21 protein-coding genes and 2 pseudogenes are annotated in these 26,160 nt (G+C 33.4%); 2 read left to right on the top strand and 21 right to left on the bottom strand.

Translation table 11 applies throughout. From position 1 onward, the window contains the following. Positions 1-56 precede the first annotated feature (56 nt). Entirely contained in the window at positions 57-539 is a 483-nt protein-coding gene (locus tag OTK00_RS07990; RefSeq protein ID WP_011917090.1) for a GNAT family N-acetyltransferase, read from the top strand. A gap of 223 nt (positions 540-762) precedes the next feature. On the opposite strand, the gene OTK00_RS07995 is transcribed toward OTK00_RS07990, so the two are convergent. From OTK00_RS07995 to OTK00_RS08025, 7 genes and pseudogenes are all read right to left on the bottom strand, one after another. Then, positions 763-2,976 carry a peptidase domain-containing ABC transporter gene (locus OTK00_RS07995; protein WP_045169790.1) on the bottom strand — a complete coding sequence of 738 codons (2,214 nt, stop codon included), beginning with the start codon at positions 2,974-2,976 and terminating at the stop codon, positions 763-765. A gap of 754 nt (positions 2,977-3,730) precedes the next feature. Beyond that, positions 3,731-4,483: an ABC transporter permease gene (locus OTK00_RS08000; protein ID WP_045169792.1), complete on the bottom strand. Its 753-nt coding sequence runs from the start codon at positions 4,481-4,483 to the stop codon at positions 3,731-3,733. Continuing rightward, the gene (locus OTK00_RS08005; RefSeq protein WP_015907614.1) at positions 4,476-5,387 is read right to left on the bottom strand and encodes an ABC transporter ATP-binding protein; all 912 of its coding nucleotides are present in this window, start codon (positions 5,385-5,387) and stop codon (positions 4,476-4,478) included. Before OTK00_RS08005 ends, OTK00_RS08000 begins: the two co-directional genes overlap by 8 nt. A gap of 68 nt (positions 5,388-5,455) precedes the next feature. Continuing rightward, the gene (locus OTK00_RS08010; protein WP_052670912.1) at positions 5,456-6,214 is read right to left on the bottom strand and encodes a flavodoxin family protein; all 759 of its coding nucleotides are present in this window, start codon (positions 6,212-6,214) and stop codon (positions 5,456-5,458) included. A 49-nt stretch (positions 6,215-6,263) separates the two neighbouring features. Beyond that, positions 6,264-9,386 (bottom strand): type 2 lanthipeptide synthetase LanM family protein, encoded by a 3,123-nt coding sequence (locus OTK00_RS08015; RefSeq protein WP_045169793.1) that lies wholly within the window; start codon positions 9,384-9,386, stop codon positions 6,264-6,266. 177 nt (positions 9,387-9,563) lie between these two features. After that, complete coding sequence (locus tag OTK00_RS08020; RefSeq protein ID WP_015907611.1) at positions 9,564-9,851, bottom strand: plantaricin C family lantibiotic; 288 nt, start codon at positions 9,849-9,851, stop codon at positions 9,564-9,566. Positions 9,852-10,976: 1,125 nt separating this feature from the next. After that, positions 10,977-12,224: pseudogene (locus OTK00_RS08025) on the bottom strand (IS110 family RNA-guided transposase). Positions 12,225-12,737: 513 nt separating this feature from the next. On the opposite strand from OTK00_RS08025, the gene OTK00_RS08030 reads away from it, so the two are divergent. Beyond that, positions 12,738-13,211 (top strand): GNAT family N-acetyltransferase, encoded by a 474-nt coding sequence (locus OTK00_RS08030; protein WP_045169794.1) that lies wholly within the window; start codon positions 12,738-12,740, stop codon positions 13,209-13,211. 100 nt (positions 13,212-13,311) lie between these two features. Here OTK00_RS08030 and OTK00_RS12115 read toward each other — a convergent pair. From OTK00_RS12115 to OTK00_RS08105, 14 genes and pseudogenes are all read right to left on the bottom strand, one after another. After that, positions 13,312-14,203: pseudogene (locus OTK00_RS12115) on the bottom strand (family 4 glycosyl hydrolase); the annotation flags it as partial. 140 nt (positions 14,204-14,343) lie between these two features. Further along, positions 14,344-15,861: an arabinosylfuranosidase ArfA gene (arfA, locus tag OTK00_RS08045; protein WP_045169795.1), complete on the bottom strand. Its 1,518-nt coding sequence runs from the start codon at positions 15,859-15,861 to the stop codon at positions 14,344-14,346. A gap of 228 nt (positions 15,862-16,089) precedes the next feature. After that, a complete protein-coding gene (locus OTK00_RS08050) occupies positions 16,090-17,502 on the bottom strand; it encodes a GGDEF domain-containing protein (RefSeq protein ID WP_082054640.1) in 1,413 nt (470 codons plus the stop codon). A gap of 307 nt (positions 17,503-17,809) precedes the next feature. Continuing rightward, complete coding sequence (locus OTK00_RS08055; RefSeq protein ID WP_045169796.1) at positions 17,810-18,430, bottom strand: tropomyosin; 621 nt, start codon at positions 18,428-18,430, stop codon at positions 17,810-17,812. A gap of 70 nt (positions 18,431-18,500) precedes the next feature. Beyond that, positions 18,501-19,166, bottom strand: a complete 666-nt coding sequence (locus OTK00_RS08060) for a DUF2225 domain-containing protein (protein WP_045169797.1) — start codon at positions 19,164-19,166, stop codon at positions 18,501-18,503. A gap of 15 nt (positions 19,167-19,181) precedes the next feature. Beyond that, entirely contained in the window at positions 19,182-20,558 is a 1,377-nt protein-coding gene (locus OTK00_RS08065; protein ID WP_045169798.1) for a VanW family protein, read from the bottom strand. Positions 20,559-20,565: 7 nt separating this feature from the next. Beyond that, entirely contained in the window at positions 20,566-21,105 is a 540-nt protein-coding gene (locus OTK00_RS08070; protein WP_045169799.1) for a 2-oxoacid:acceptor oxidoreductase family protein, read from the bottom strand. Positions 21,106-21,107: 2 nt separating this feature from the next. Further along, positions 21,108-21,848, bottom strand: coding sequence for a thiamine pyrophosphate-dependent enzyme (locus OTK00_RS08075; RefSeq protein WP_045169800.1), 741 nt, complete (start codon positions 21,846-21,848; stop codon positions 21,108-21,110). 27 nt (positions 21,849-21,875) lie between these two features. Next, complete coding sequence (locus tag OTK00_RS08080) at positions 21,876-22,937, bottom strand: 3-methyl-2-oxobutanoate dehydrogenase subunit VorB (RefSeq protein ID WP_241765505.1); 1,062 nt, start codon at positions 22,935-22,937, stop codon at positions 21,876-21,878. 3 nt (positions 22,938-22,940) lie between these two features. Further along, a complete protein-coding gene (locus OTK00_RS08085; RefSeq protein WP_045170206.1) occupies positions 22,941-23,144 on the bottom strand; it encodes a 4Fe-4S dicluster domain-containing protein in 204 nt (67 codons plus the stop codon). Between the two features lie 26 nt (positions 23,145-23,170). Next, positions 23,171-23,860, bottom strand: a complete 690-nt coding sequence (locus OTK00_RS08090; protein WP_045169801.1) for a hypothetical protein — start codon at positions 23,858-23,860, stop codon at positions 23,171-23,173. Between the two features lie 42 nt (positions 23,861-23,902). Next, a complete protein-coding gene (gene hypE, locus OTK00_RS08095; protein WP_045169802.1) occupies positions 23,903-24,901 on the bottom strand; it encodes a hydrogenase expression/formation protein HypE in 999 nt (332 codons plus the stop codon). A gap of 5 nt (positions 24,902-24,906) precedes the next feature. Further along, positions 24,907-25,941 (bottom strand): hydrogenase formation protein HypD, encoded by a 1,035-nt coding sequence (gene hypD, locus OTK00_RS08100; RefSeq protein WP_045169803.1) that lies wholly within the window; start codon positions 25,939-25,941, stop codon positions 24,907-24,909. Then, positions 25,928-26,152, bottom strand: a complete 225-nt coding sequence (locus OTK00_RS08105) for a HypC/HybG/HupF family hydrogenase formation chaperone (RefSeq protein ID WP_045169804.1) — start codon at positions 26,150-26,152, stop codon at positions 25,928-25,930. The genes hypD and OTK00_RS08105 overlap by 14 nt, the downstream gene beginning before the upstream one ends. Positions 26,153-26,160: the final 8 nt, after the last annotated feature.

Consider the following 26,160-nt stretch of genomic DNA (forward strand, 5'->3'; position numbering starts at 1 on the left):
TGCTTGCATTTTTATTCTTTTTAACTTATAATTATGCATTGAAGGAGGAAAGAATAATGGAATTTGTGGTTCGAAGAGCAACTTATGACGATGTAAAGGCTATAAAAGAGATAACAAAAGAGGCGTTTACAAAGTATTGTGAGCTTGCAGGTATTGACCCTGCCAAAAATGCGGCTGTGAATGAGACTGAAGAGGATATAAAAAGGGATATTGATACCAAAGAGGTTTATGTTGCTTTTATGGACGGAATAATTGTGGGCACAATCAGGGTTGAAATCTTTCCTGACAAAACAGCATATATAAGCAGGTTTGGAGTAAGACTCAACTATCAAAATAACGGTGTTGGAAAAGCTCTCATGAAGGTGGTTGATGAGAGATTAAAAGAGCTTGGAGTTAAAAAGGTTTATCTTCATACAGCATCCAAGGTAAGGGACTTGGTTCGATTTTATTATGCAAGAGGTTTTTATATTGTGTCAACATCAAATGAAAATGGGTATATTAGAGCACTTTTGTGTAAAGAGTATGATGAAGAAAATTAAAGGGCTTTGTATAAACGTTTCTATACCTGTAAATAAATAACAGTAAATAATAATTATGAAAAATAAGCTTTAAAAAGATAAAGTATCTTCCCGTAAAATAAAAAAATAAGTGGTCCAACTCAGTGAGAAAACATAACAAAAAGAGCTATTTTTATAGTGCAAATTACTAATAGGTTAACAGTTTCAAATCGTGTAGGCATTTTTCTTGATTTTTATATTGCAATCATATACAGTTTAAACCTTTGGATTTAGTATTTTCTAAATCAGCATAAGCTTGATTCTTATTATAATTGTAATAAAGAATTGTATACATTCCATTTTTACGTAATAACTCTTCGTGTGTTCCTTGTTCAACAATTCTTCCTTCATCTAATACAACAATAATATCTGCATCAGTAATAGATGAAAGCCTATGAGTAATAATAATTCTGGTACATCCCATATTTTTAAAATAATCTAATATTTTCTTCTCATTAATGGGATCTAATGAGCTAGTAGCTTCGTCCAAAATAATTATTTTAGGTTTATTTAAAAGTGCTCTTGCAAGAGCTATTCTTTGTCGCTGTCCAGCTGATAAGTTTACTCCCATTTCGGTAATAATAGTATAATAACCCATGGGCATCTTTTGAATATCATCATCAATTTGTGCGATTTGACAAACTTTTTTTACTTCCTCAAGAGTAACATCTTTTCTATTCATAACAATATTTTCATAAATTGTTCTATTAAAAAGCATAATATCCTGAGGAACTATTCCTATTTGTTTTTTTATATATTTCTTATCTAACCTTCTGAGGTCTATACCATCATATAAAATTTCACCTTCAGACGGACTATATAAACCTGCTAATAATTTTGCTAATGTACTCTTCCCTGCCCCTGACTTACCAACAATTGCTATCATCTTGCCTTGTTCAATTTTGAGCGAAATATTATTTATTACTTTAGCCGAATGTTTTGTATACGAAAAAGACACATTTCTTAATTCAATATTACCCTTCACATTAATTTTAACAGACTCTTCAGACTCACTTTCCTTTTCATATCTGACTATATCACTTAGTCTCTCTAAGTATAGGCTACTATTTACAAAACTAAGCCATGTGTCAACTACCGACTGGGATAGTGAAAAAAAAGTATTGCTTAAAGAATAAAATGCTATCACCTGTCCTACACTCAGCAGGGATTTTATAGTAAAGATCACTCCTATAGATAACACAGCTATAGGCGATATCATTTGAATGAAAGACTGAATACTAAATATAAGATTATTTCTTTTTTGCCAATTAATATATCTACTCATGTAGTCTTTATATTTATTTTCCCATATTGCATAAATTTCATTTTCAATTGCATGCATTTTTATACCTAAAATAGAAAATATAGCTTCTGAAATTACACTTTGAGCTTTGCTTTGTTCGTTAAGTAAATATTTACCATTTTCAAATATAACAGGTTGAGAAAATTTAACTACTAATAAATTGAGCAAAAATAAAATAATTACTACAAATGTTAAATGTACAGATTGTGAAAACATATAGCAAATAATAAAAAGCGCTGCTCCACAGTCAATAATTCCGTTTATCATTTGATTTATAAACAATTCTCGTATGATATAACAACTATTTACACTAAACAAAATATCTGCTTTGTTTCGAAGATCAAAAAATTTGTAAGGAAGTTTCAAAACATCTTCTACAACCTTTTTGTTTAAATTCTCGTCAACAAAAGCCTTAAGTTTAACCAGACGTAACCCTTTTATAAAATTAGACAAAAAATAAATCAGCAATAGTAATAATAAATACATAATTGATTCTCTAATGTAAGCAATATCTTTCTTATTCAAACCATTGTCAATTAATTTTTGGATAAAGATTGGAATACAAAAAGTTGTTAAAAAATAGGTTATAATAGAATAAATTATAATTTGAAAATAATAGCTTCTTTTACCTTTAAATATTATTGGTAAGAAATATAACCATATATTTTCGCTTTTTCTTTTAGGAACAAATTTTTCATTTGGATAGGCATATATAGCATAATTAGAATACAAACTCGATAATTCAGATACTGTCAATTTTCTTCTACCACACGCAGGATCAACAATATAAGCATATTTCTCATCAATCCTTTCTAATATAACAAAGTGCCTCTGCTCCCAAAAAAGTATCGCAGGCAATTCTATGTAGTACAAACCTTCAGTCGAGCACTCATATAGTTTAGTTTTTAAGTTTAGTTTATTCATTAAATTTACTAACTGTCGTATTGTGGTTCCATCTCTACCAATATCTAAATATTCCCTCAAATCATTTAATGTAAAATAACTTCCATAGTACCTCAAAATCATTGCTACGCAGCATAATCCACACTCAGCTTGCTGTAGTTGTTCTACATAAGGAACTTTTTTCTTTCTTTTGTGCTTCTTTTTAGCTTTCACTTTAACATCACCTGCTTCTAATTATCGTAAGTCCTTTTTGTTAATTACTACAATTGTTATTAACAATGAGATTATTGAGTACAATATTAAACTTAAAAATTCTAATTCAGAAAATTTTTGTGTATAGAATATTTTTATGGCTAACCCAAATGGATTATATTTCATAATATTTCTGATAAGATCTATCTTGCATTTGGATGCTAGTAAAGAGATTAAATTTGAAATAAAGTCGTTAAAACAAATGTAAGATAATAAAAGGGTTATAGCAAAATTTAAAGAAATTGTACCTACTAAAATAGAAAAAGAACCAACTGATATAAAATAGATCAAAAAACTACTTAGAGATGATAAGATTTCTTTTAAGCTTATCTTTATAGTAATTGACTCTGAATCAATTACACTTGAAATTGTGTAAATGAAAAAATATATGAAATTGAATATTAAAGCTAAAAAAAATATACTTAACATTTTATAAAGTATTATTTGAGACCTACTTAACTTTCCAGTAAACAAAAATTTGTGCGTTTTGTATTCGTAATCTGCACACGCAATGTATGCTAACCAATACAATATTGTAATAGACATTAATGCAAGTAACAAATTCTTAGTAATTCTGAAAACATTATTTACTTGTATTACCAATGTACTTACTATTAACAACAAAAACACAATAAAACTTCGCATACGAAGAATTTTTACTATCTCTGCAATTGACATTCTAATAACCATTTTCATCTTCAACTTCCTCCAGCAGTTACCTAATATCTCTCTTGTTTAATATCACTATTGAAAAAACAAGGAAAATTAATCCGTATAGTAACATTAAAAACAGCTCATTTTTTTCAAATTTCCACGTGCCTGACCATATACCAATGATATAGTTTGGAAAATAGGTAAAAATTCTTTCTGCAGTGCTTAAATTATTACCACTTAATATTTTTGAATGTATTTTAAATGTAGGATATAATGATATATATTGAATAAATCCAAATAGTGTTAATACTGAAAATATTGTTGTTATATGATTAAAGGATATTACAGAAATAAATAGAGCAAATACACATATTAAAAAAGCAACACAAAGATATATCACCAATGCATTTAAATCTTTTATTTTCCATATTTCGGATAATTTCAATGTACTATTAATTCTCAAACTGATCAGAGGATTTAATAATCGGCTTATTAACCAAAGTAAAAAACTTAATTGCAGCATCACTAACATTTTTTCTAGTATTATTTCAGTACGTGTAAAAACGCCGGTAAATAATACTGTTGATGTTCTATACTTAAATTCCTTCCCTAATAACATACTTGAGAGATAAATAAATATAAATTGAATAAACCTAAAAAGCTCGTATTGATAATCCTCTAAAACAAAGAATTTTGGTTTATAAATCAACCATAACGAGATGTAAAACATCGCCAAAAACACACTAATTAAAAATCCTTTTGATTTTATTGTATAAAAAAAATCTCTTGTAGCAAGTGCCACAATTTTATTCAATTATCTTCCCCTCCATTTTCTTGATAAATCTTTCCTCAAGTGAAATTTTCTGTTTATATATTCCTTTAACAATAATTCCTTTCTGAACAATTTGAGGTAGCAAATTCTCAAACATTTCAGAGGTTATGACAACTTTTATTTTTCCCTCCCCCTCTATTATAGCTTTAATACCTCTTGCCTCAAAAAATTTTACTAAATCTTCTACACTGTTTGTTTCGAAAATATATGAAACACTTGTTTTATTTTCCTGATTTAAATTTACTTCCTCTATAACTTCACCATTTCTTATAAATAACACTCTATCACATATGGCTTCTATTTCACTCAAAACATGACTTGAAATAAGAATACCTATACTTTTTTTTCTCACTATATCTTTTAAAAAATTCCTCACTACTGGCGTAATATTGGGATCAAGTCCATTTGTTGGCTCGTCTAAAACCAAAAGTCTTGGATCACCAAGAACAGCCTGAGCAATACCCAATCTTTGTTTTGTACCCATTGAATATTTTACTGTTTTTTGGTAAATCACTTTTTCCAAACCCAGTAATTTTACAACTTCATTGATTTCTGAATCATTCACATTTCCAAAAATTTTACTAAAGAACTTGAGATTTTCATAACCTGTTAAGTTAGGATAAAATCCCGGCGACTCAATCACACAACCAACTTGTTTCTTCTCAACGCTACCTTCTTTTATATTCCGCCCATCGATATATATATTTCCTTCATAATTTCTGATAAGTCCAGCTATAATTGCCATAAGAGTGGTCTTACCTGCTCCATTTGGTCCAACTAAACCTACAATTTCCCCACTATAGATAACAAACGAAACATTTCTTAAAACTTCTTTCTTGCCATATTTTTTACTAACGTTTCTCACTTCAAGTATTTTATTTTGCATTTTTAGCCCTCCTAATTCATACTTGAAACTGCTTATAAATTACATCTAAAACGATATAATGAATTGTTCTAAAACTCAACTATGTTAAAATCTTTGAGCATTGATTTTTTTTGAAGTAATTCATTAAATGTTTTGCATTCTAAAAGCCCATTGTTTTTCCAGAAAAGATACTCATAGTTAGGCATTTTTTCGTAGCCAATAATAGCTTTTTTTAAATTAGAAAATATAACTTCCATTGTCTTATCAGCTTCCACTTTTTTGTTGCCCATCAAATATTCGTAAATAGAACGCGAACAATTATCAATCTCTTGTTTTAAAAGGTTATCTTCTTCCAATTGTGATAAATCAAAAATTGCTGCATTCAATTGTTTAATAACTTTTAGTCCTAAAAAACTCATAGCTATATACAAATACTCAGATACAAAACTAATACCATTTCCTGTTGATGTTGTCACTGCTATCGCCGGCTTCCCACAAAGCCTTAGCAGATGCATCCAGTATGATATTCTATCAAAAAAAACTTTCATATCTCCGCTAACATTTGCTGCATAAATTGGTGTTCCAAATATTATGAAATCCGCTTTTAGCATTTCTGATTTTAATTTTCCCATATCGTCAGTAGAATCTAGTGGACACTTTCCATAAAAAAAGCAACTAATACACCCTCTACATCTTTCTATATAGCTGTTCTGAGGATGAAATACACTAATATTAAGACTTTTATCTTCAACTAAACAATAAACCTTCTTTAAAATTTCATTAATTATTTTTAACGTCTTTGACGCTTCACCATTTCTACTTCCCACATATACAAAAATATTTCTCATACACACCACCCTAATTGCTATAGTTAAAAAATATTTTTTAGGTTTTTAATTATTCCAAACATAATATTTCTGGCATTTGAACATATTCACAAAATTGAAGAAAAGCATACCCAACACCGGAAAGACCGGTCATTAATCCATAATTTTCAATTTTATTAAATTCTCCATTACACCACCTACCCATAAAATACCTATCTAAAAACTCATTCAACGTAGCCAAGCAACTAATTTTTAATTCTTCATCTTTCAAAACTTTAGCAGCATAATATAAAATTCTTAAATTGCCAATATCTCCATGACATAAACAATAATCTTTACCAAATGCATATTTCTTTGTAATTTCAATAGCTTTTTTAATTTCCTCAAAGCAATAATCATCATGATAACCTTTTTCAATTAAATTAATTCTGGACAATAGTATACCTGGTGCACCATGACACCAGCCAAATGAAAATCCATCTTCTAAAAGACTCCTTCGCCAATTGTTATTTCTTTTATCAAACATATTTCTCTCATAAGTTAAGGATAATCTTATTAAATCTATAATATTACTATTATGGTTAATATAGAACAGCCTGATTAGCTGAGATGTAACACCTGCATTACCATGAGAATAACCTACATAACCCTCTTCGCCCCATGTTATGCCTTCTTTACATTTATTAGATTTTTCATTGATTGCATAAAGAATTTTAGTGCATATTGAGAGTAATTCCTCTCTTATTTTTTCTTCTGCAGTCTTATCGTATATAGAGAGCAAAACTCCAAGTGTTCCTGAAAGTCCTGAAATTATATCATGATTTTCAGTTATTAATTCTGCTTTGCTTAAAATCCCAATTTTGCCATAAACAATATCCAAAAATTCTTTTATATCCAAACATTTACCTATATGAAATAACGCGTAAAAATAGCCACAAACTCCCGAAAAAGCTCCTATTCTATTAATTTTGCTATTTGAAACTTTTCCTAAATTTTCTATATATGATATTACTGGTACCATAGCTTCAATAGCAGCCAATTTATATTTTTTGCTTCCTGTAATTGCTCCCAAAAATGCCAGAAATAATGCTATTCCACTGTTTCCACTGTATAAATCGTAACCCACATCAGTTATAAAATAAAATTTGTCATCTATCCCAATTGAACCTATCCAACTTCGTTCATTTTTCCCATTTCTTTTTCCCATTATACTTTTTTCAAGTATTAAATCACCTATTTTTTTCGCGATATCCAAAAACTTCTGTTTGTCAAATTTTTTGATGTTATTACATGTTTTGAACCTTATATTTGTATGATATCCCATATCATACGTTACTTTATTTAGATAACTCATATTAATAAGTGCTACTTGTCTTTCTAAATCTTTTTCGTTCATACTCTCAATTTTTTTAATCACATAATCTAAAGGAGTTTGTTTATAACATGGTTCTATTTTTTCACCTTTGCTATTGATTATTGAATTGCAATTTAAAAATGTTGTAAAATAAGGCACATCTCCGTTTAACATATCTTCTATTTCAGATAAAACAATACGTTTTTCCTCTTCATAAGGAACAAGTCCAATTCTATGCAAGAATACTTTCCTATCAATCGAGTTACGTAATAAATCAGGATGGTAACTTGTAGCTAACAATTGTGCATAAATACTCGTTGGTTTAAAAATTACCCTGCATTTACAGTTTTGGAATATTTCTCTTACTTTTTTAATATATTTATTCTTGTTTTTAAGTATCCATTTGTAGGTGTTAACAAAACCATTTATAATTTCGTTTACATATTCTGAAGATTTTATTCTTTTCCCTTTCATTATCGGATTGTTACTTTTAGGCTTTATAATGGCATAATCATATTCTATCTTAATTTCATCAGTGTTATAGTTATTAACAAAAAGACTATGAAATGGGGCTTCTTGTTCATCTTCTGCACATAACCCACCAATTTCAAATACCTTTCCACTTTTAAAATTTACTATTTGTGTTGGTAACAAACCAATACCCCTAACTGAGTTGTTGAGAATCCTTAAAACCTCTGTCGAGGCAAATGTTTCAGTTCTATTAATATCAAAAAGATCAGGATGAAACAGTGTTTCTAAGTCAATTAATACTGGATTTTCACCTTCTGCAATTATATTTTCGAAATGCATATCTCTTGCATTAAGAGTATAAAGAATACACAATATCTCGCCTGCTCTGTAATAAAATCGCTTTATTTCATCTATTTCACAACATTCCTTATATTCTATAAATTCTACCCAACCTGCCGATTCTATTGTATAAGTTCTGCATGTTTTTAAACTATAAAAATTAGGTATACATTGATTATTCAACCACTCAATAAATTCACCAAATTTGACTTCCAAATCTAAAGCTCTTGGCTTATAAATTAGCTTGACGCCAGAATCAAAATATAAAACAGCAACACTCCTCCCCCCGTTGTGCATATCTCCTGCTCCAAATTCAATGCTCTTTAATTTACCTAAGTGTTTCCCATCTAAGAGTTTTTTGGACAACTGTTTCTCTTCTCTCTCTGTGTTTTCAATTATTTCTCTTAAATAATTACAAAAATTTCTCATGCATAGATCCATTAAACGTGTCAATTCATTGTATTCCATATAGAGCTTTTCTATATAGTCATCATTTCTAAGTAAAATATCTGAAAAATAATTTGCTCTCTGCTCTGGTGTTTCTCCTACTAATTTCGACTCTATTCTTGCAATATTAAGTTCTAAGATAAGTACACGATATGCTATTTTATAAAGATTCTCTATTGCTAATTTTAATATCTGTATCATAAACTCATTTTTGTCATGTATAAATTCACTTCTTTGTATAAGTTCATATATGTATTCAAAATAGGTTCTTATAATAGGCTTAAAAAAATATACCCATTTGTATTCATTGTGTATTATTGCTAATAATCTTTCTAACTCTAATACTAATTCAATATTATTACAATATTTTCCTAAAAATTTTTCACCATGTTTTTCGGTACTGTAATAATATTCCCTAATTTTTTCAAAATTCGTATTTGAAATTTCCTGCAATAACTTCTCTAGTTCTTCTTTTTTCTTTATTTCAGGAAACAACGTCAACCAGTAATTAATAACATCATCAAACGTAAACTCTTTATCTGTACTCAAATTATAAATAAGCCAATTATTATCCTGTTTCATGTTATCTTCTTTCCCCTTTTCATATTATTGAATCTTTTTACAGCTTCCTGTAGAGATAATTCTCCAAAAATGTTGTTTTAATAAATTAACTAAAAAAAAGTATTTTTATCTGCCTTCTAAATTATTAGCACTATGCCGCTCAGAAGAGCGGCATAGTGTTCATTCTTTAAATTCTAATTACCTCATTCTGCAGCTTCTACCATCGCTTCTGCACTCGGCTGAATAAGTATAAACAAGACTACAAGCATAGTACTTTGTAATTGCTTGATCAATTGAAAACGCTAAGTTTGTTACTGCTGTTACTGCACTAATCACACCAACAACTACAGTTGGAGTACCACCACCAGCTTGTTCTGGCAAATTCTGCTCTTGAATTTCTTTAACAATGTCTCCAGCAGGATTATAAATCTTTGCATTTACTTTGTTTCTCAAAACAGGATTTTTAATGATAGTAGACTCTTTCATTATTATCCCTCCTAAATTTTTAGTGTGTTATATCATAACCCTTTGTGCGCACAAAAAGGTCATGACCCCCGTCTAAAATAGATCATAGATCTTGTTTATACTTAAAAAGACAGTAAAAATAAACTAACAAAGTGTCAAAAGAAATAATTGAGGCCACATAATCGTGTAAATAGGAATTGAGCAACTCTCTCTTCACTTTTTAATTTTTAATTTGCTTAACTTTTTAATATGATTATTTCTTTATTTTCACTTTTAAGAGGTTTTATACTTTAACCTCTTTTTATGTAAACTTGCCCCTGGAAATTTCTATACAAATTTTATCCCACATTTTTTTATCCTGTCAATCTCTTTTTTTTTTTTTTTTTAGCAATATTTCGTCAATTTTTGGGTATAAACTATATTTTTCTTTAAATTACTCTAAATTTCTTCAATTTTTTCGAGTTTATAATAAAATAGCTTTTAGCTCAATTAGAAGTTACATTAGAAAATCTTAGTGTAAAATATTCATAGGCTTTGAGATGGAAAAGCGGCTCCCTCTTCTTGGCAATAAAGAGAGAATGAGATAAAATAGTGATAATCTGATAAACAGAAAAAGGAAAAAATAAACCAAATGAGAGAGCAAAATAATTAATAATATTATATCAAATAGCTTGCTGAATAAAATAAATTTACAAAAGAGGCAATAGGAAGATACGGCTAAAAAAGCCATCCTACTTAAGTAAATACTGAATGAAATTATTAAGAAGGAGGTCAAAAAAGTAAGAAAGCTGTTTGGAGAGACAAGGAATAATATATCAATTCTGAAAAATGGGAAAGTTAATTTGTTATATAAAGCTTTAAAAGCTTTAAGTTATTGTGATTTCTTAAATGTAGCTGCATTTTAATTAAAAAATTTCCCCGCAAACTCTTGACACTATCTTTACATAATATATGCTTGCATTTTTATTCTTTTTAATTTATAATTATGCACTGAAGACAAACGGTATAATGTCAAGGGGGTTTTTAAAAAAATTTTTTTAGATAATTAGGGTGAAAAAGGCAATAGAATACCGAGCCGCTCAGCATGGAAAAATTTAACTGGCAGCTTGTTTGGAAAGGAACATTAAATTAAGAAATTGGGATTAGCTAAGTATTGTAAACGTCACCTCTTTCTTCATAGATTTGACCTTTGCTGAGCATTGCAAAGATCAAAGGAATCAAACGTCTTGCGGTGAGGACGAGGGCACGTTTATGCTGATGACAGGTCCACCTCTGAGAACTTCTTGTTGTAGAAAGCTTTATAACGGAATGTGTGCTACATCACACAGTTAGCAGCTTCAACAAGATAGTATTCTGAGAATATTGGTTACCACACTTAGCTAATGAAACATCTTGGGCATTGAAGTTGCCTGATTGGTACTGAGTCCAAGCCAGGCCAGAATACTTTGCCAAAGCAGCTTCATTTTTGAAGCGTTTAATATCACCGATTTCAGCGTAGATAGCAGCTGCAAGAACGTCACCTATGCCAGGGAGGGTTGTTAATGTTTGAGAGGAAGCTTTAAGTAGTTTAGAGATTTCTTTGTCGAGTTTTTTGAGTTGTTCTTGCATAAATCTGATGTTTTCAAGAGTCATAGACAAAGCTAAGTCATTTGCCTCAGCCAACAGAGGATGTAATCTAAAGGAACGCTTAGCAGCAGTTTTAAGTATTTCAGCGATTTTATTAACATCTGAGAGTCTGTTGTTGCCGTTATCGGATACGAATTTAATTAAGTCTCCTAAAGGCATAGAAGCGATATCGTCAGGTGTAAAGTTTTCGATGATAGCGCAAGATGCCTTACCGAAGATATCTGAAAATGGGCACTCTTGAGAATAAGTAGAGAATTTAAGGTATATGAGATTGAGAGCTCTGTTTTTTTCGCGAGTTAGATTATGAACAAGGTGGTAGCGCATTCTGGTAAGACGTTGTAATGCAGCATATTTAAAGTCTGGTAAAGGAGTAGGATTGAGTTTACTGAACCTGACACATTCAGCGATGACAATAGCGTCAATAATATCTGTTTTAGGTAAGAAAGTATATATTTTTTTGAAGCCTTTGACTATGCTTGGGTTGAGAACATAAAAAGTTGGTTTATATGGCAGCAGTTCAGATGAAGAAGCAAGATACAAGTGCAGATGCCAAGCGTAATGTGAAGTTGCTTCCATGCCAAACTTAATACAGGATAGATTATACTGGCTGAGGCAATCAATGACTCTTTTGATTAATTCATTAGCGCCTTCTTGATGGTTAGGCAAGGAAAAAGGTTTTTTAATCAAGTGATTACCGGCATCATCGACGAAGAAGATAGAATTTGACTGACTACTGATATCAATGCCCACAATTAAAGTATTTGGCAATTTAAAGACCTCCTTTTTGTAAGTGTAGTGGGTAAGAAAAAGTGTTAAGCCCTTTATCCCTGGGGATTACATGACAATAGCAGCCTCGCCGATATTAGAGATACTTGAGCAGTTTACAGGGTGCACACATCTGACATGCTCAAATCAGATGTGGTAAACTGTCAGTGCACAGCAAACGAGTAAACATTACTCATGTAATCCTTTGGGGTTCAGTCTTTCTCAAGCTGTGGCGTGCAGATGTCAAAGCACGTCCAGCAGGAGGTGATCAAAAATATCCAAATAAACTAAATCAGGCTTAAACTTTTTCTGATTTTAGTTTACCAAAGATAAAGGGCAAATTTAAACTGTAGCAGTCAATTTTAATATTCAATTTTTGAGAAGTGAGTGTTTTAAGAAAGGTGCATTATCAAAATGAATTTCCAGTAATCAATTGGTACTGATAATTAAATGTACCAATTGAGATATGAAGTTTTAATTGATTTGATAATTATATGATACGAGGAGGAAAAGATAATGGAATTTGTGGTTCGAAGAGCAACTTATGACGATGTAAAGGCTATAAAAGAGATAACAAAAGAGGCGTTTACAAAGTATTGTGAGCTTGCAGGTATTGACCCTGCCAAAAATGCGGCTGTGAATGAGACTGAAGAGGATATAAAAAGGGATATTGATACCAAAGAGGTTTATGTTGCTTTTATGGACGGAATAATTGTGGGCACAATCAGGGTTGAAATCTTTCCTGACAAAACAGCATATATAAGCAGGTTTGGAGTAAGACTCAACTATCAAAATAACGGTGTTGGAAAAGCTCTCATGAAGGTTGTGGATGAGAGGCTCAAAGAGCTTGGTGTCAAAAAGGTTTATCTTCACACAGCATCCAAGGTGAGAGATTTGGTTCGATTCTACTATGCAAGGGGATTTTATATTGTATCTACGTCAAATGAACAGGGTTATATTCGTGCACTTTTGTGCAAGGAGTATGAGTGAAAGAAAAGATAAAAGGGCTTTGCAAAAATCATTGCAGTACAAAATAGCTTTGCATTTCTATCCTGTGCAAAGCCCTTTTTGATTTTTGATTTCATTTCAATCAAAATTTCTTGTAAAAACTCTCTGACAGCCATTCTTTTTCTGCTTCAAACATCTCATCTACCATATTGCGTATTTGGTCCAGATCTAAAACAGCGCTTGTGAGAGGGTCCATCATAATTGCATGATAAACTGCTTCCCTGTCACCTGTCAAAGCAGCAATCACAGCAAGCTCCTGCACGTTTATATTGGTCCTGTTCAAAGCTGCAAGCTGCAGTGGAAGCTCTCCTACATGAGTTGGCTGAATACCATTTTTGTCAACCAAACATGGCACTTCAACACAGCACCCTTCAGGCAGGTTTGTAATCAAACCTTTATTTTCAACATTACCATTTATCACACTTGGAGTGTTTGTCTCTATGGAATGGATGATAGTTGCACAGTATTCGTTACTTCTTTTTGGGTCGATGTAGTCTGCCTCTGCCATTTTTTTCAGGTCATCAAGCAATGTTTTTGCAGCATCTAAGCAGCAGTGCAGATACATTCCATTGTAATGTTCTTTGTGCCATGAGTGGGTCTTGTGTATCCTATTTATCCAATCGTCGCTCTTTCTAAAATAGGGAACATATTCAGACATGTGAAAACTTGACTCTGTAACATAATATCCAAAAATGTTTTAGTATCTTAAATTTTGTAACATCCTGGGTATAAATTTCGGGGTCGTTTGCTTTTTCTCTTATAAGAGGATATGCATCTTTTCCATTCCACTCAAATTTTAAAAACCACGCCATATGGTTTATACCTGCGCATAGGTATGAAACCTCTTCAATTTTTGCCCCAATAATCTTTGCCAAAAATTCGGCAGTTCCTTGAACACTGTGACAAAGACCTACATTTTTTATACTGGTAGCCCTGTTTAGAGCCCAGCAATTCATTGCCATTGGATTTACATATCATTGTAGTGTCATACCATTATTTTATCTATCAATGTAACACCTTGGTTTCTAAAATCTTCAAAATTTCAGTTAAATTTTATAAAAGAAGCAAGACAGCTCCCTTATTTTACCATGAAGCTGTCCTGCTTAAAGTTTCGTTAGCATCTCTCTTTTTTTAGCCTTATTACATTCCACGAAAATTTCGGAAGTATTGAAGTAAGAGTATTCCCTTCTACTTTTGAATTTCCACCTTTATGAGGTACAACATTGTCAGGATTATCTTGAGTGTTGCCTTTGTAAATATCATCACTCTCATAAACAATATGCTCAATAACTTTATAGCCTTCAAATCCGTCAAGTTTAAATTCAATTTCAAAGCTATCTTCCAGATCCCTGTTAACTGCAAAGACTGTTATTTCTTCTTTTTCCTCGTTGTATGTTGCAACAGTTTCAATGTATGGAACATCTGTAAACTCTTTTGAGTCGTATTTTGGTGAGTTTACCTTTGGCAAAAGTGCAACTCCATGTCCAAAGTTTGCTGCATGCATGTACGGATAGTAGATTACCTGTCTGTATGCAATTCCACCTTTCACAGTTGTAATTGGTGCAATGACATTAACAAGCTGTGCCATGCACGCCATTTTTACTCTATCACAATGCTTTAAAAGTGCAATCAGCATACAACCAACCAGTATTGCATCTTCAAATACATAGTCTTCTTCAGCAATAGGTCTTGCAAAGCTCCAGGGCTGTGCCTTTTCGTCTTTCCCCTCAAGATGTGCATGATACCATACATTCCATTCGTCAAACGAGATATTGACAACCTTTTTACTTCTCTTTTTAGCCTTTACATAATCAATCGTGGAAATTACTGTCTTTATAAACTCTTCCATTTCAAGCGATTTTGCAACAAAATTCATTGTGTCCCTTTCAGGATTTCCATAGTACACATGCAGAGAAACATAATCTACAAGGTCATACGTATGGTCTAAAACCGTTGCCTCCCACTCAGGAAATGTTGGCATTCTGGGACCCGAGCTTCCCGCTGCAACAAGCTCAATAGTTGGGTCTACCCACTTCATAACCTTTGATGCTTCTCTTGCAAGTCTTCCATATTCATATGCAGTTTTGTGACCTATCTGCCAGTCCCCGTCCATCTCATTGCCAAGGCACCACACCTTTATATTGTGCGGCTGTTCATATCCGTGCTGACGTCTCAAATCACTGTAATATGTGCCACCAGGGAAGTTGCAATACTCAACCAAGTTTCTTGCCGCATCAATTCCACGTGTGCCAAGGTTTACTGTCATCATGACAGATGTGTTTGCTCTTTTTGCCCACTCAACAAACTCATTTACTCCAACCTCATTTGTTTCTATTGCTCTCCATGCAAGTTCAAGTCTTCTCGGTCTTTTTTCTTTTGGACCAACTCCGTCTTCCCAATTATAGCCCGACACAAAATTCCCACCAGGATATCTTACAATGGGCACATTCAAATCACGAACAAGTTTTAAAACATCCTTTCTAAAACCCATCTCATCAGCCTGTGGATGGTCTGGCTCATAGATTCCTGTGTATATTGCTCTTCCCATGTGCTCCAAAAATGAACCGTAGATTCTCTTGTCTACTTTCCCAATCACAAACTCCTTATCGTAGATGACCTTTGCTTTTTTCATAATTTCCCACCCTCTCCTGGTTTCTGTACTATTCTTTCAAAAACCTCAACTATGTAATTTTTATTCAGTCTAACTTAGAATATTTTTACTAAATTATACAAACACAATTTAAAATAATCAAGTTCGCTTCCTGTGCTTTTTATAAAAACTTGTATATATACAAGTCAATTTTATCTCTTGATTTTAGATCGCATTTCAATCCAGTATATATTTGTAAATTATAGCTGTTCAGGCTTTTTTTTGTTTTGTTTTTTCTTTATACATTGATTCATCTGCTTTGGTTATTAGTTCTTCTAAAGTAGAACCGTTATCCGGATACATACTAATCCCTATACTTGCACTAATTTCTATTGTTTTATCATGAATATTAAATGGTTTATTAATCTCTTGATTGATTTTTTGTACAACCAATTCTACATCCTTGAGAGAATTGATTCCTCTAAGAAGCACCAAGAATTCATCACCGCCGTATCTAATCACCAGGTCATCCTTTCTCAGAATTCTTTTTAAGATTTCAGCCACCTTTTTAAGAACAAAATCGCCTGTATCATGACCATAGGTATCGTTGATCATTTTAAAATCATTGATATCAATAAACAAAATAGCCATTTTATCGCTTTGCCTTTTATAAATGATGTTTTTAAAATACTCTGCAAAAAAACTTCTGTTTGGAAGAGCAGTAAGTGGATCATAAGAGGCTGTTTTCTCAGTCTGGTTAAGCAAATTTCTAAAAGCCATCAAAAACATTATGAATAATAAAATAGTTATTGTTATCTCCACAGCAAAAATACGCTTTTCTCTTGCTAACTTCGAGTACAAAAAACTGTTATCGTATGTTAGCTCCACTACATAAGAATTCCACCAATCCAATCGATTATCTCTGGTGTAATTTAAATAAGGTATATATTTATACGTATACTTCCCATTTGATGAATAATCATTAATTTCAACAGGTCTTTTTGTCAAAATTATTTTTTTAACAGTTTCTTTTATATTTTTTTGAATTTTTGTATCTACATAACTTATCCCTCTTTGAGTAATTATTCTTACTTCACTTCCTGTCTCGTTGAACTTATAAAATGTAATTTGTTTTAATAAATCATAATTCCTGGTTAAGTAATTGGCTCGTGAAAAAACATTCATATCTTTCATTACAGGATTAGACTCTATTATATCAATGCTCAGTTCTAAAAGATACTTATGATCAGGAGTGGGCATATAACTGTATTTTTTCAGCCTGAAACTATTCATGGATATATCAATCCTATCAGCATAGAATGTATTTCCTGACATGCGCTTTCTGAGTAATTTTGCAAAATTAGGAAACTTGCTAAAATCAAGACCAAGATCTTTTTCAAAAGTAGCACGAACAATCTTCAAGTTCTGGTCTATTATATAAATATCATAATTTTTAAATTGTCTTTTAAATTTTCCCAAATCCCAGCTATAAATGTCTGGATTCTTTTTGTATTGTTCAACCAGGATTTGTGAATAACTTTTCATCTCTTGATTTAAATATTCTTCAAGTATTTTATAAGAAACATCAGCATAACTTAGCGATTCCAAGATGTTTTGTTCAATCATTTTTTTTCTTAATGGCGTTATTTTCCTGTAAAATACGTTTTTTAACTTCATAATCATAAAACAAAAGGAGCAACATTAAAAAAAATAAAAAGGATGTTATGATAATTAGATATCTAAATTTAAGCAAATTAGCTTTTATTATCGTTATAACCATTTTAAACATTATAAATTATCCTTCACATTACTTTAATTCAAGTTATTTTGCCACTTAAATTCAGATGATATTATTAATATACTATACTTTATTTTTACCCACTCTCTTAAATACATGAACATAGAAAACTATTGGTAACAATAAAACAAAAGAGGGGAATTGCTCCCCCTCTTTTTAGCTCCTGAGATTTCCATTCAATTTTTATGTAAACTATGAAGCTCTTACAACCTTCTTTAAAAATCTGATATCAATTTCATGCTCAACTGTCACATCACGCAAATATTCAAACCCTTCTTTTAATCTTCCTGTCTGCTGCTCTAAACTGTCAAATCTTTTATATACCTCATCTCTGAACATAATCATCTCTGTTCTAAACTCGGTCAAGAATGCAACCTGGTCGTATACAGCATTCATTCTTCTTGTGAGCTCTTTGTCATTTTCTTTTAATATTTCAATGTCCTGTTTGATAACCTGAATATCCTCTTCTAATCTTGCAACCCTTTCTTCAAGCCTGTCAAGCCTCTGCTCAACCTTATCAAGCCTCATCTCAACAATATCAAGCCTTTGTTCAACCATGTCAAGTCTTTGCTCAACCTTATCAAGCCTTTGTTCAACCATGTCAAGCCTTTGCTCAACCATGTCAAGCCTTTGTTCAACCATGTCAAGCCTTTGCTCAAGCCTGTCAAGCCTTTGCTCAAGCCTGTCAAGCCTTTGCTCAAGCTTATCAAATCTCTTTTCCATATTATCTAATCTTTTCTCAATAGTATCAAATCGTTCATTAATCTTTTCAAAATTTGCAACTATAACTTGTAAAATATCATTTTCTGGCATTTTTGCCTCCTGAATTTTAAATTTTTATGGCAATATTATATCACAATCTTCTGTCAAGTTTCATTATATTTTATTCCAAATCTTTAATAGCCTGAATTTGTTCTCTCGCAAGCTCAAGTATATGAGGATTACTCCTTGCTTCTTTGCTGGTTATAAGTCTTGAAAACCATTTTTTGGCTTCCTGCAGGTCTCCTGTACGTCTTGAAAGTTCGCCAATTAAATACATTACAGTTGCCAGGTCAATCTCATCCTGAGTACCTTCGTCATTTTCAAATGCATCTTTATACGCCTGAAGCGACATTTTCTGAAATTCAAGCTCTTTTTCTCTATCTTGATTAAGCCGATAGAGCCAGGATATTCTCAATAAAATTCCTGCAACTTCATATTTATTCACTTTTTTCTTTGACGTTGCAGTAATCAGCGCAAGCTTATACAAAACTATTGCATCATCAACAGTTCTTTCAAAAGGAATTTCCCTTTTTACCCACTTCTTCTGCACCTTTTCTCTCAATGACTCTATATCCCATTTAGTGAACTTCCCAAAATTTTTGTTTAAAGCTGCATATCCACATTCCCCGCAGACAATCACATCATACAACAGTGGATTTACACCTTTGTAGTAAACGCAAAGGTCTGTGTCCCTCTTTTCCACGTAAATTGCCGAGCTTTTAACAAATGGTGCTCTAACTGTAGCCCCGCAAACAGGACACGTCAACTGCTTTTCATAGATATCCATAAAAAAGTCCCCCTTTTAGTTGTAGACAGAAGAAGTTACAGTGGTATTTTCTTTTGTACCTACCAGTATTATAGCATTTACTGGTTTGTAATAATCAATGGACAGCAGTTTTTTTTCTTTCAACCTGCCATTTTCATAAACCAGCATATAAGTTTTCACCTTCAAACCATCCTGTGGCTTGTTTGAAAGCTTTTGTACACCTTTTGGTAAATTAGGATCGTTTTTGTATATTTTTTTGTAAGGTACTCTTTCTAAAATCTCTGATTCAAATTTAACCACTTCATTCTTATGAGAATTTTCTCCATAGAGATTGACAGTGACAGTATTTTGAGAAGCATAGCTTTCAATATAGACAGGCGCAGAGGTTGTATTTTTAAATTTGAAATCAATCGAACCTGAAGCAATTGTTGCATCACGCCCTGGTGGTACGTAGGAAATCAATGCTGAATGTGGAACTCTTTCAACCACCTTAAGCTGAGCTAATAGTACTGCATTATATAGTGTTGTTGCTATCTGGCAGAGTCCACCACCAACACCATCGACAAATTCATTGTTTACAATCACTTTCGCAATCTTAAAACCATTTTCAACCGTAACAGGCCCAATCGCCTTAGATAAAGAAAATACTTCACCTGGCATTACTAAATTCCCATTTATCTTTTTAGCCGCAACCCTGATATTCTCACTTCTTGGCCTGTTAGAAGCATCAAATCTTGTTGTAAACGAACCAATTATCTCTTTAATTTTCGAGAGCATACTCTTTGTTATCCTCGGTGTAATCTGAATAAACTTTGCTTCAATTTCTCCCTCTTGTTGATTCTTAACCATCTCTTTTAGTTTGTTCAAAAGACCACTGTAATCAAGTTTCCTTCCTATCTTTTCGGGTGTGATAACAAACCTATCTCCTGCTTTTTTAATAGTTGCATTCACCGGAGACTGATAATACCTGTCAAATAGATCATCAACAAACTCTTTCAGCTTTCCTTCATCATATTCAAATCTGAGCCTTATTACAACCGGGTGCTCATAAGTTCTTTTGATCTCTCTAAATCTGGCAAAAATATCCCCTTTTCTTCCTATGGAATAAGCTTGCTCAATCGCCTGGACTATATTCATTTGAATGTTAAGAGAAGAATAATTCAGCTGGTAACTCTTATCGCCCACTTTAACCTCAATCTTCTTGTTTTTAAGAGGCTCAAGAAAAGTACTTTCTAAAAGTTCATAGGCTTCTTTCTTTGTCAGCCCACCCACATGAACATTTTCGATATAAACACCTTTGTAAATTCTATCTGTTTCAAGAACTTTTTTTACATTGTTGTATAGCATATACCCTAAAACTGCTGACAAAATTAAAAGCACTGCTACAATCCCTGTTAAAATATATCTTTTCACCTCATAATTACCCCCGTCTCAAAGTGCATTCAAACCCTTCTTCCAATGCTTTACAATTTAAACTATAAATCTCTTCGGTTTTCGAAAATTCTCTCAATATATCTTTTACCTCAGAAAAAGAAAATGTACTTTTCAGTCTCAAATATGCCCCAAGCATTACAATATTTGCAACCTTCACACTTCCTATTCTTGAAGCAATATCAGTTGCAGGTATGTAGTAAATGTTTAAATCTTCTCTTTTTGCCTCGATATCAACAAGAGAACTATTTATAAGCATCATTCCATCTTTTTTAACCGAAGCTTCAAACTTTTCAAGTGAGGGTTTGTTTAAAACAAACAATGTGTCTGGATTGAACACAACAGGTGAACCTATCATATCACTTGAAATTATCACACTGCAATTTGCAGTGCCACCTCTCATCTCGGGTCCATAAGATGGAAGCCATGACACATTAAAACCTTTTTTCATACCCATGTGTGCAAAGATTTGTCCCAAAAACAGCACACCCTGTCCACCAAAACCAGCAATCAAAATCTCCTCTGTCATCTTCAAATTCCCCTACCTTTGTCCTTAAAAATTCCCAAATTATAATACTTCAAAACCTCATTTTCTATTCTTTTCATACTCTGAGCAGGTGTCATTCCCCAGTTGGTTGGACAGTTTGAAAGTACCTCTATAATCGAAAATCCTTCCCTGTTCATCTGTACCTCAAACGCCCTTTTTATTGCCTTCTTGGTAAATTCAATGTTTTTAATATTATGAACAGAAGTCCTTGCAACAAATGCAACCCCATCCAAGGGTATAAGCATCTCACATAGCTTAATGTGATAGCCCTGTACTTTCGGGTCACGACCATACGGAGATGATACAGTTATCTGACCGGGAATTGTGGTTGGAGCCATCTGCCCGCCTGTCATTGCATATACACCATTGTTGACAAATATGGCTGTGAAATTCTCACCCCGTGCTGCTGCGTGTACAACCTCTGATGTACCAATCGCCGCTATGTCTCCATCCCCCTGATACGAAAAAACAAGCGCATCAGGAATACATCTTTTTACACCCGTTGCAGCCGCGGTTGCTCTTCCATGAGCTGCCGCAACAAAGTCAAAGTTAAAATAGTCATAAATAAAAACAGCACACCCAACCGGTGCCACACCAATTATTTTATGCTCTTTATATTCCTCATCAATAACCTCTGCAATCAGTCTGTGAATAATTCCATGCCCGCAACCGGGACAATAATGCATGCTCTCTTTTGTCAAACACTCTGGCCTTTTATATTTCATGCCCCATCTTCCTCTCAATCCAAATCTCTACACTTTTTGCTTCTTGCATGAGAAGTAAAACTCCATTATTTCATCTACTGTTGGAACCATACCACCTGTTCTACCATAAAAATAAACTTCTTTGTTGCCGGCAACTGATAGTTTTACATCCTCAAGCATCTGTCCTAAATTCATCTCTACGTCTATAAAGAATTTGACAGCAGGAGAATCTGCATATTTTCCTAAAACTTCTTTCGGGAAAGGATACAATGTGATTGGTCTTATAAGTCCCACCTTTTCACCAGACTGCCTCAGCTTATTTACACTACTTTTTACTATTCTTGCACACATGCCAAATGAAACAAACAAAACTTCAGCATCTTCTGTCATGTATTCCTCAACCATAACCTCATTTTCTTCAATCTTTTTATACTTCTCCTTTAGCTTAAAGTTATGCTTCTCAAGCTCTTCCGGAACTATATAAAGAGAATTTGTAACCCTTTTTGGTCTATTTCTCTCGCCTGTAACCGCCCATGGTTTTTCAACGCAGGGCTTTTCATAGTTTTCATCAAACTCAACAACCTCCATCATCTGTCCAAGCATCCCATCACCTAAAATCATAACAGGGTTTCTGTACCTGTCTGCAAGGTCAAATGCTTTCATAGTAAGGTCAACAGCCTCCTGGACAGAAGATGGTGCAAGCACAATCACCTTGTAATCTCCATGTCCTCCACCTTTTGTTGCCTGAAAATAATCCGACTGGGCAGCATTGATATTGCCAAGCCCGGGTCCACCTCTCATTATATTTACAATAACACAGGGAAGCTCAGCCCCTGCCAGATATGATATGCCTTCCTGTTTAAGACTGATACCCGGACCCGAAGATGAGGTCATAACTCTTTTGCCACAGCTTGATGCTCCATATGCCATGTTAATTGCCCCAACTTCGCTCTCTGCCTGAATGAAAACTCCACCGCTTTTTAGAAGCTTTTTTGCCATATACTGCAAAAGCTCTGTCTGGGGAGTGATGGGGTATCCAAAAAAGCACTCACAGCCAGCTCTCAGCGCTGCCTCAGCAATGGCTTCATTCCCCTTCATCAAGACTTTCAAAACTCATTCACCTACCTCAAATACAATATCCGGGCAAACTTTGTAACAGCTTCCACAACCAATGCATGCCTCTGCGTCTTTTACTTCAACAGGGTTATAACCTTTTTTATTAATTCTTGACCTATCAATATACAGGATCTTCTTGGGACAAACCTCCACACAAAGTCCACAGCTTTTGCACTTATCATACTCGATCTTAAGTTTCACCATTCAGACCCCCAAAAAAGCATTTCTTATCTTATTATATACCTTTTTATGGCATAAACAAGAGAATATTTTTTTATCTCTTCCAGAAGATCCTGCTCAAATAGCTTTTCTTCTACAACAGTGAGGACGTACGGAATATCTTTTGCACTTGCTACATCCTGCACAATTTTAAGACTCTTTAAAATATCCTCCGGCTTTGTTTCAGAAAGCAGATGGGAATTATTTATAATTGCAGTAATGTTCATGCCCAGAATGTTCTCAATCTCACTCATATTTTCTAAAATCTCTTCCTTGGTTGAATTAAAAGGTCTATATATGTTAGCAACGTAAAACAGATTGTAGCCTTTTTTAAAAAACAGTTCTCTGAACTGCCCTATAACTGCACTGCCTATTTCATCTCCCCCAACATCCACTATATTTACTGCATTTTGCCCGTTTAAAGCTTCATATACCTTACCGGACAAAATTGGTAAATCAATGCTCTTGCCCTCAAAGTGGGTTGAGATAAAGTTTATATTTTTTTTCTCTATAAACTCCTTCACACTTCGCAGGTTATAATACAAATTTATGACATCAGCATCAATTAAATTCACATTAAAAAATTCACCAAGCTCCAAAGAAACATTCAATGCAATCTCGCTCTTTCCACTTCCCGCTGTCCCAACAAATATATTTGTCTTTCTGTTTACAAAGCTCAAAGGCACTGTCATACACATAATTTCCACCCTCATCCCTGTCACAGATTTTGCCTCAAAACTTTAGCAAATCCTTGGCAGCATCTCATAGTAAAGCATATCCAAAATCCTTGTTCCACCAAAACTTGTGTTGAGATACACCCTTTTTTCTTCTGTATTTTCAATCCATCCAATCTCACATGCCTCTTTATTATACTTTTTCAAAATCTCCAAAGCCTTATTCTTATCCTTCTCATCTACAATTGCAATAAACCTTCCCTCACAGGCAAGATAGTACCAGTCAAGCCCCAATATGCTACATAGCGCTTTTACCTGGTCTGACACCGGCACCCTGTCTTCCTCAACGTATATAGATACATTTGCCTTTTGTGCTATCTCGTTTAGAGCTGTTGCAAGCCCGCCGCGCGTCAAATCCTTCATGTAACTTACTTCAATATTTTCTAAAAGCTCATTTATCACTTTATTTAATGGTGCGCAATCTGATTCTATCTTTTCCTCAAAGCCAAGCTCGGTGCTGTGTGAATATATACATGCACCATGCCTTCCGATATCGCCACTTACCAGAACCACCTGCTTACCTTTTATTTTCTCTATTGAAGGAAGTTTTTCCTCTCTTTCGCATACTCCAAACCCTGTTGTATTAATAAAAATACCATCACAGGAACCTTTTTCTACAACCTTTGTGTCTCCAGCTATAATCTGAACGCCGGCAATGTCAGCATATTCTTTCATTGACCTAACAATTTTCTGCAAGTCCTCTATTGGAAACCCTTCTTCTATTATAAAGGATGCAGTAATATATTTTGGAACAAGACCGGAGACAGCCAGATCATTTACAGTCCCACAAATTGATAGCTTGCCTATATCTCCTCCCCTGAAAAAGTAAGGCTTTACTACAAATGAGTCTGTGGTCACACCAATCTTATTTGAAGCTAAATCAAATATAGACGAATCATCACCTCTTTTTAAAATCTCAGAGTCAAATATGGGCTTGAAAAGTTCATTTATAAGCTCGTATGTTTGTTTTCCTCCATTTCCATGCTCTTTTTGTATGAACTTCATTTTTTTCACTTCCCATATCTAAAATATGCATTGCAAGAACCTTCCTGAGATACCATACATGCACCTTTTGGAGAAATGGGCGTGCAGGCTCTCCCAAAAAGAGGACACTCAAAGGGTTTTATTTTCCCTGTTAAAACATCCGCACACCTGCACAAAGTATCTTTTTGTTCTGTATGGTCATATGATAGGCTTATTGAATATTCACCAAACTCATCTTTTATTTTTAGCCCACCGCCAGGTATCAACCCCAAACCTCTAAAGAAGGCTGAAGACCTTTCAAAGTATTTCTCCATATAACTTTTTGCAAGCAGATTACCTTCTTTTTTGACCACCCTTTTGTACTCATTCTTTACTGTAAAATCTTCATTCAATATGTCCCGGGTAATACTCAAAAGAGAAAGAAGAATATCGTAACCTTCAAACCCCGAAATTACAGATGCAACTTTAAACTCTTCAACAAACTTAAAACCATCAACTCCAATAACCGTTGCAACATGTCCGGGTAAAATTATACCATCAACCTGTATATGGTTCTGAAATAATTTTTTGAGAGGCTCATCAATTGTCTTAAGCTCACTTGCAAACTTGACATTTTTGAGTCCCTTTTCAATAACTTTCTCAAGGCTTAAGGCAAACGCAGGTGCTGTTGTCTCAAATCCAACCGCTGCAAAAATAACCTTCTCACCAGTTTCAATGGATTCCACTGCATCCACAGGTGAGTACATAATCTTTATTTTTCCGCCATTTGCTCTTGCCTGTGAAAGCGATTTTACACTTCCCGGAACTTTAAGCAAATCACCAAATGTGTAGATTGTCCATTCTGAAGAAAGTTCTACAAGTCTATCAATGTAGCCTTCATGCGTAACACAAACAGGACAGCCTGGCCCTGAAATAAAGTCGATGTAACCTTCAAACAGATCAGGAAATCCATTTTTGTAGATTGATACCGTATGTGTACCGCAAACTTCAATCACTCGCAACGTTCTGCCAATTTTTTCTATGTTGTCTTTTATCATGGAAATAATATTAGCTGTTTGCATCTTTTACCTCACCAAAGAGTTTTTCTATTTCCTCTGCCTCTTTTTGGTCTATTTTTTCTATTGCAACGCCGGAGTGTATCAGGATATAGTCACCTATTTCCACATTTTTCAAAAGCGCAACATTAACAGTCTTTTTAACACCCAAATACTCAACCAGAGCCTTTTTGCCTTCAAAAATCTCAATCACTTTTGCCGGATATCCCAAACACATAATTTTAA

The sequence above is a fragment of the Caldicellulosiruptor morganii genome (assembly GCF_026810225.1).
Taxonomy (GTDB): Bacteria; Bacillota; Thermoanaerobacteria; order Caldicellulosiruptorales; family Caldicellulosiruptoraceae; genus Caldicellulosiruptor; species Caldicellulosiruptor morganii.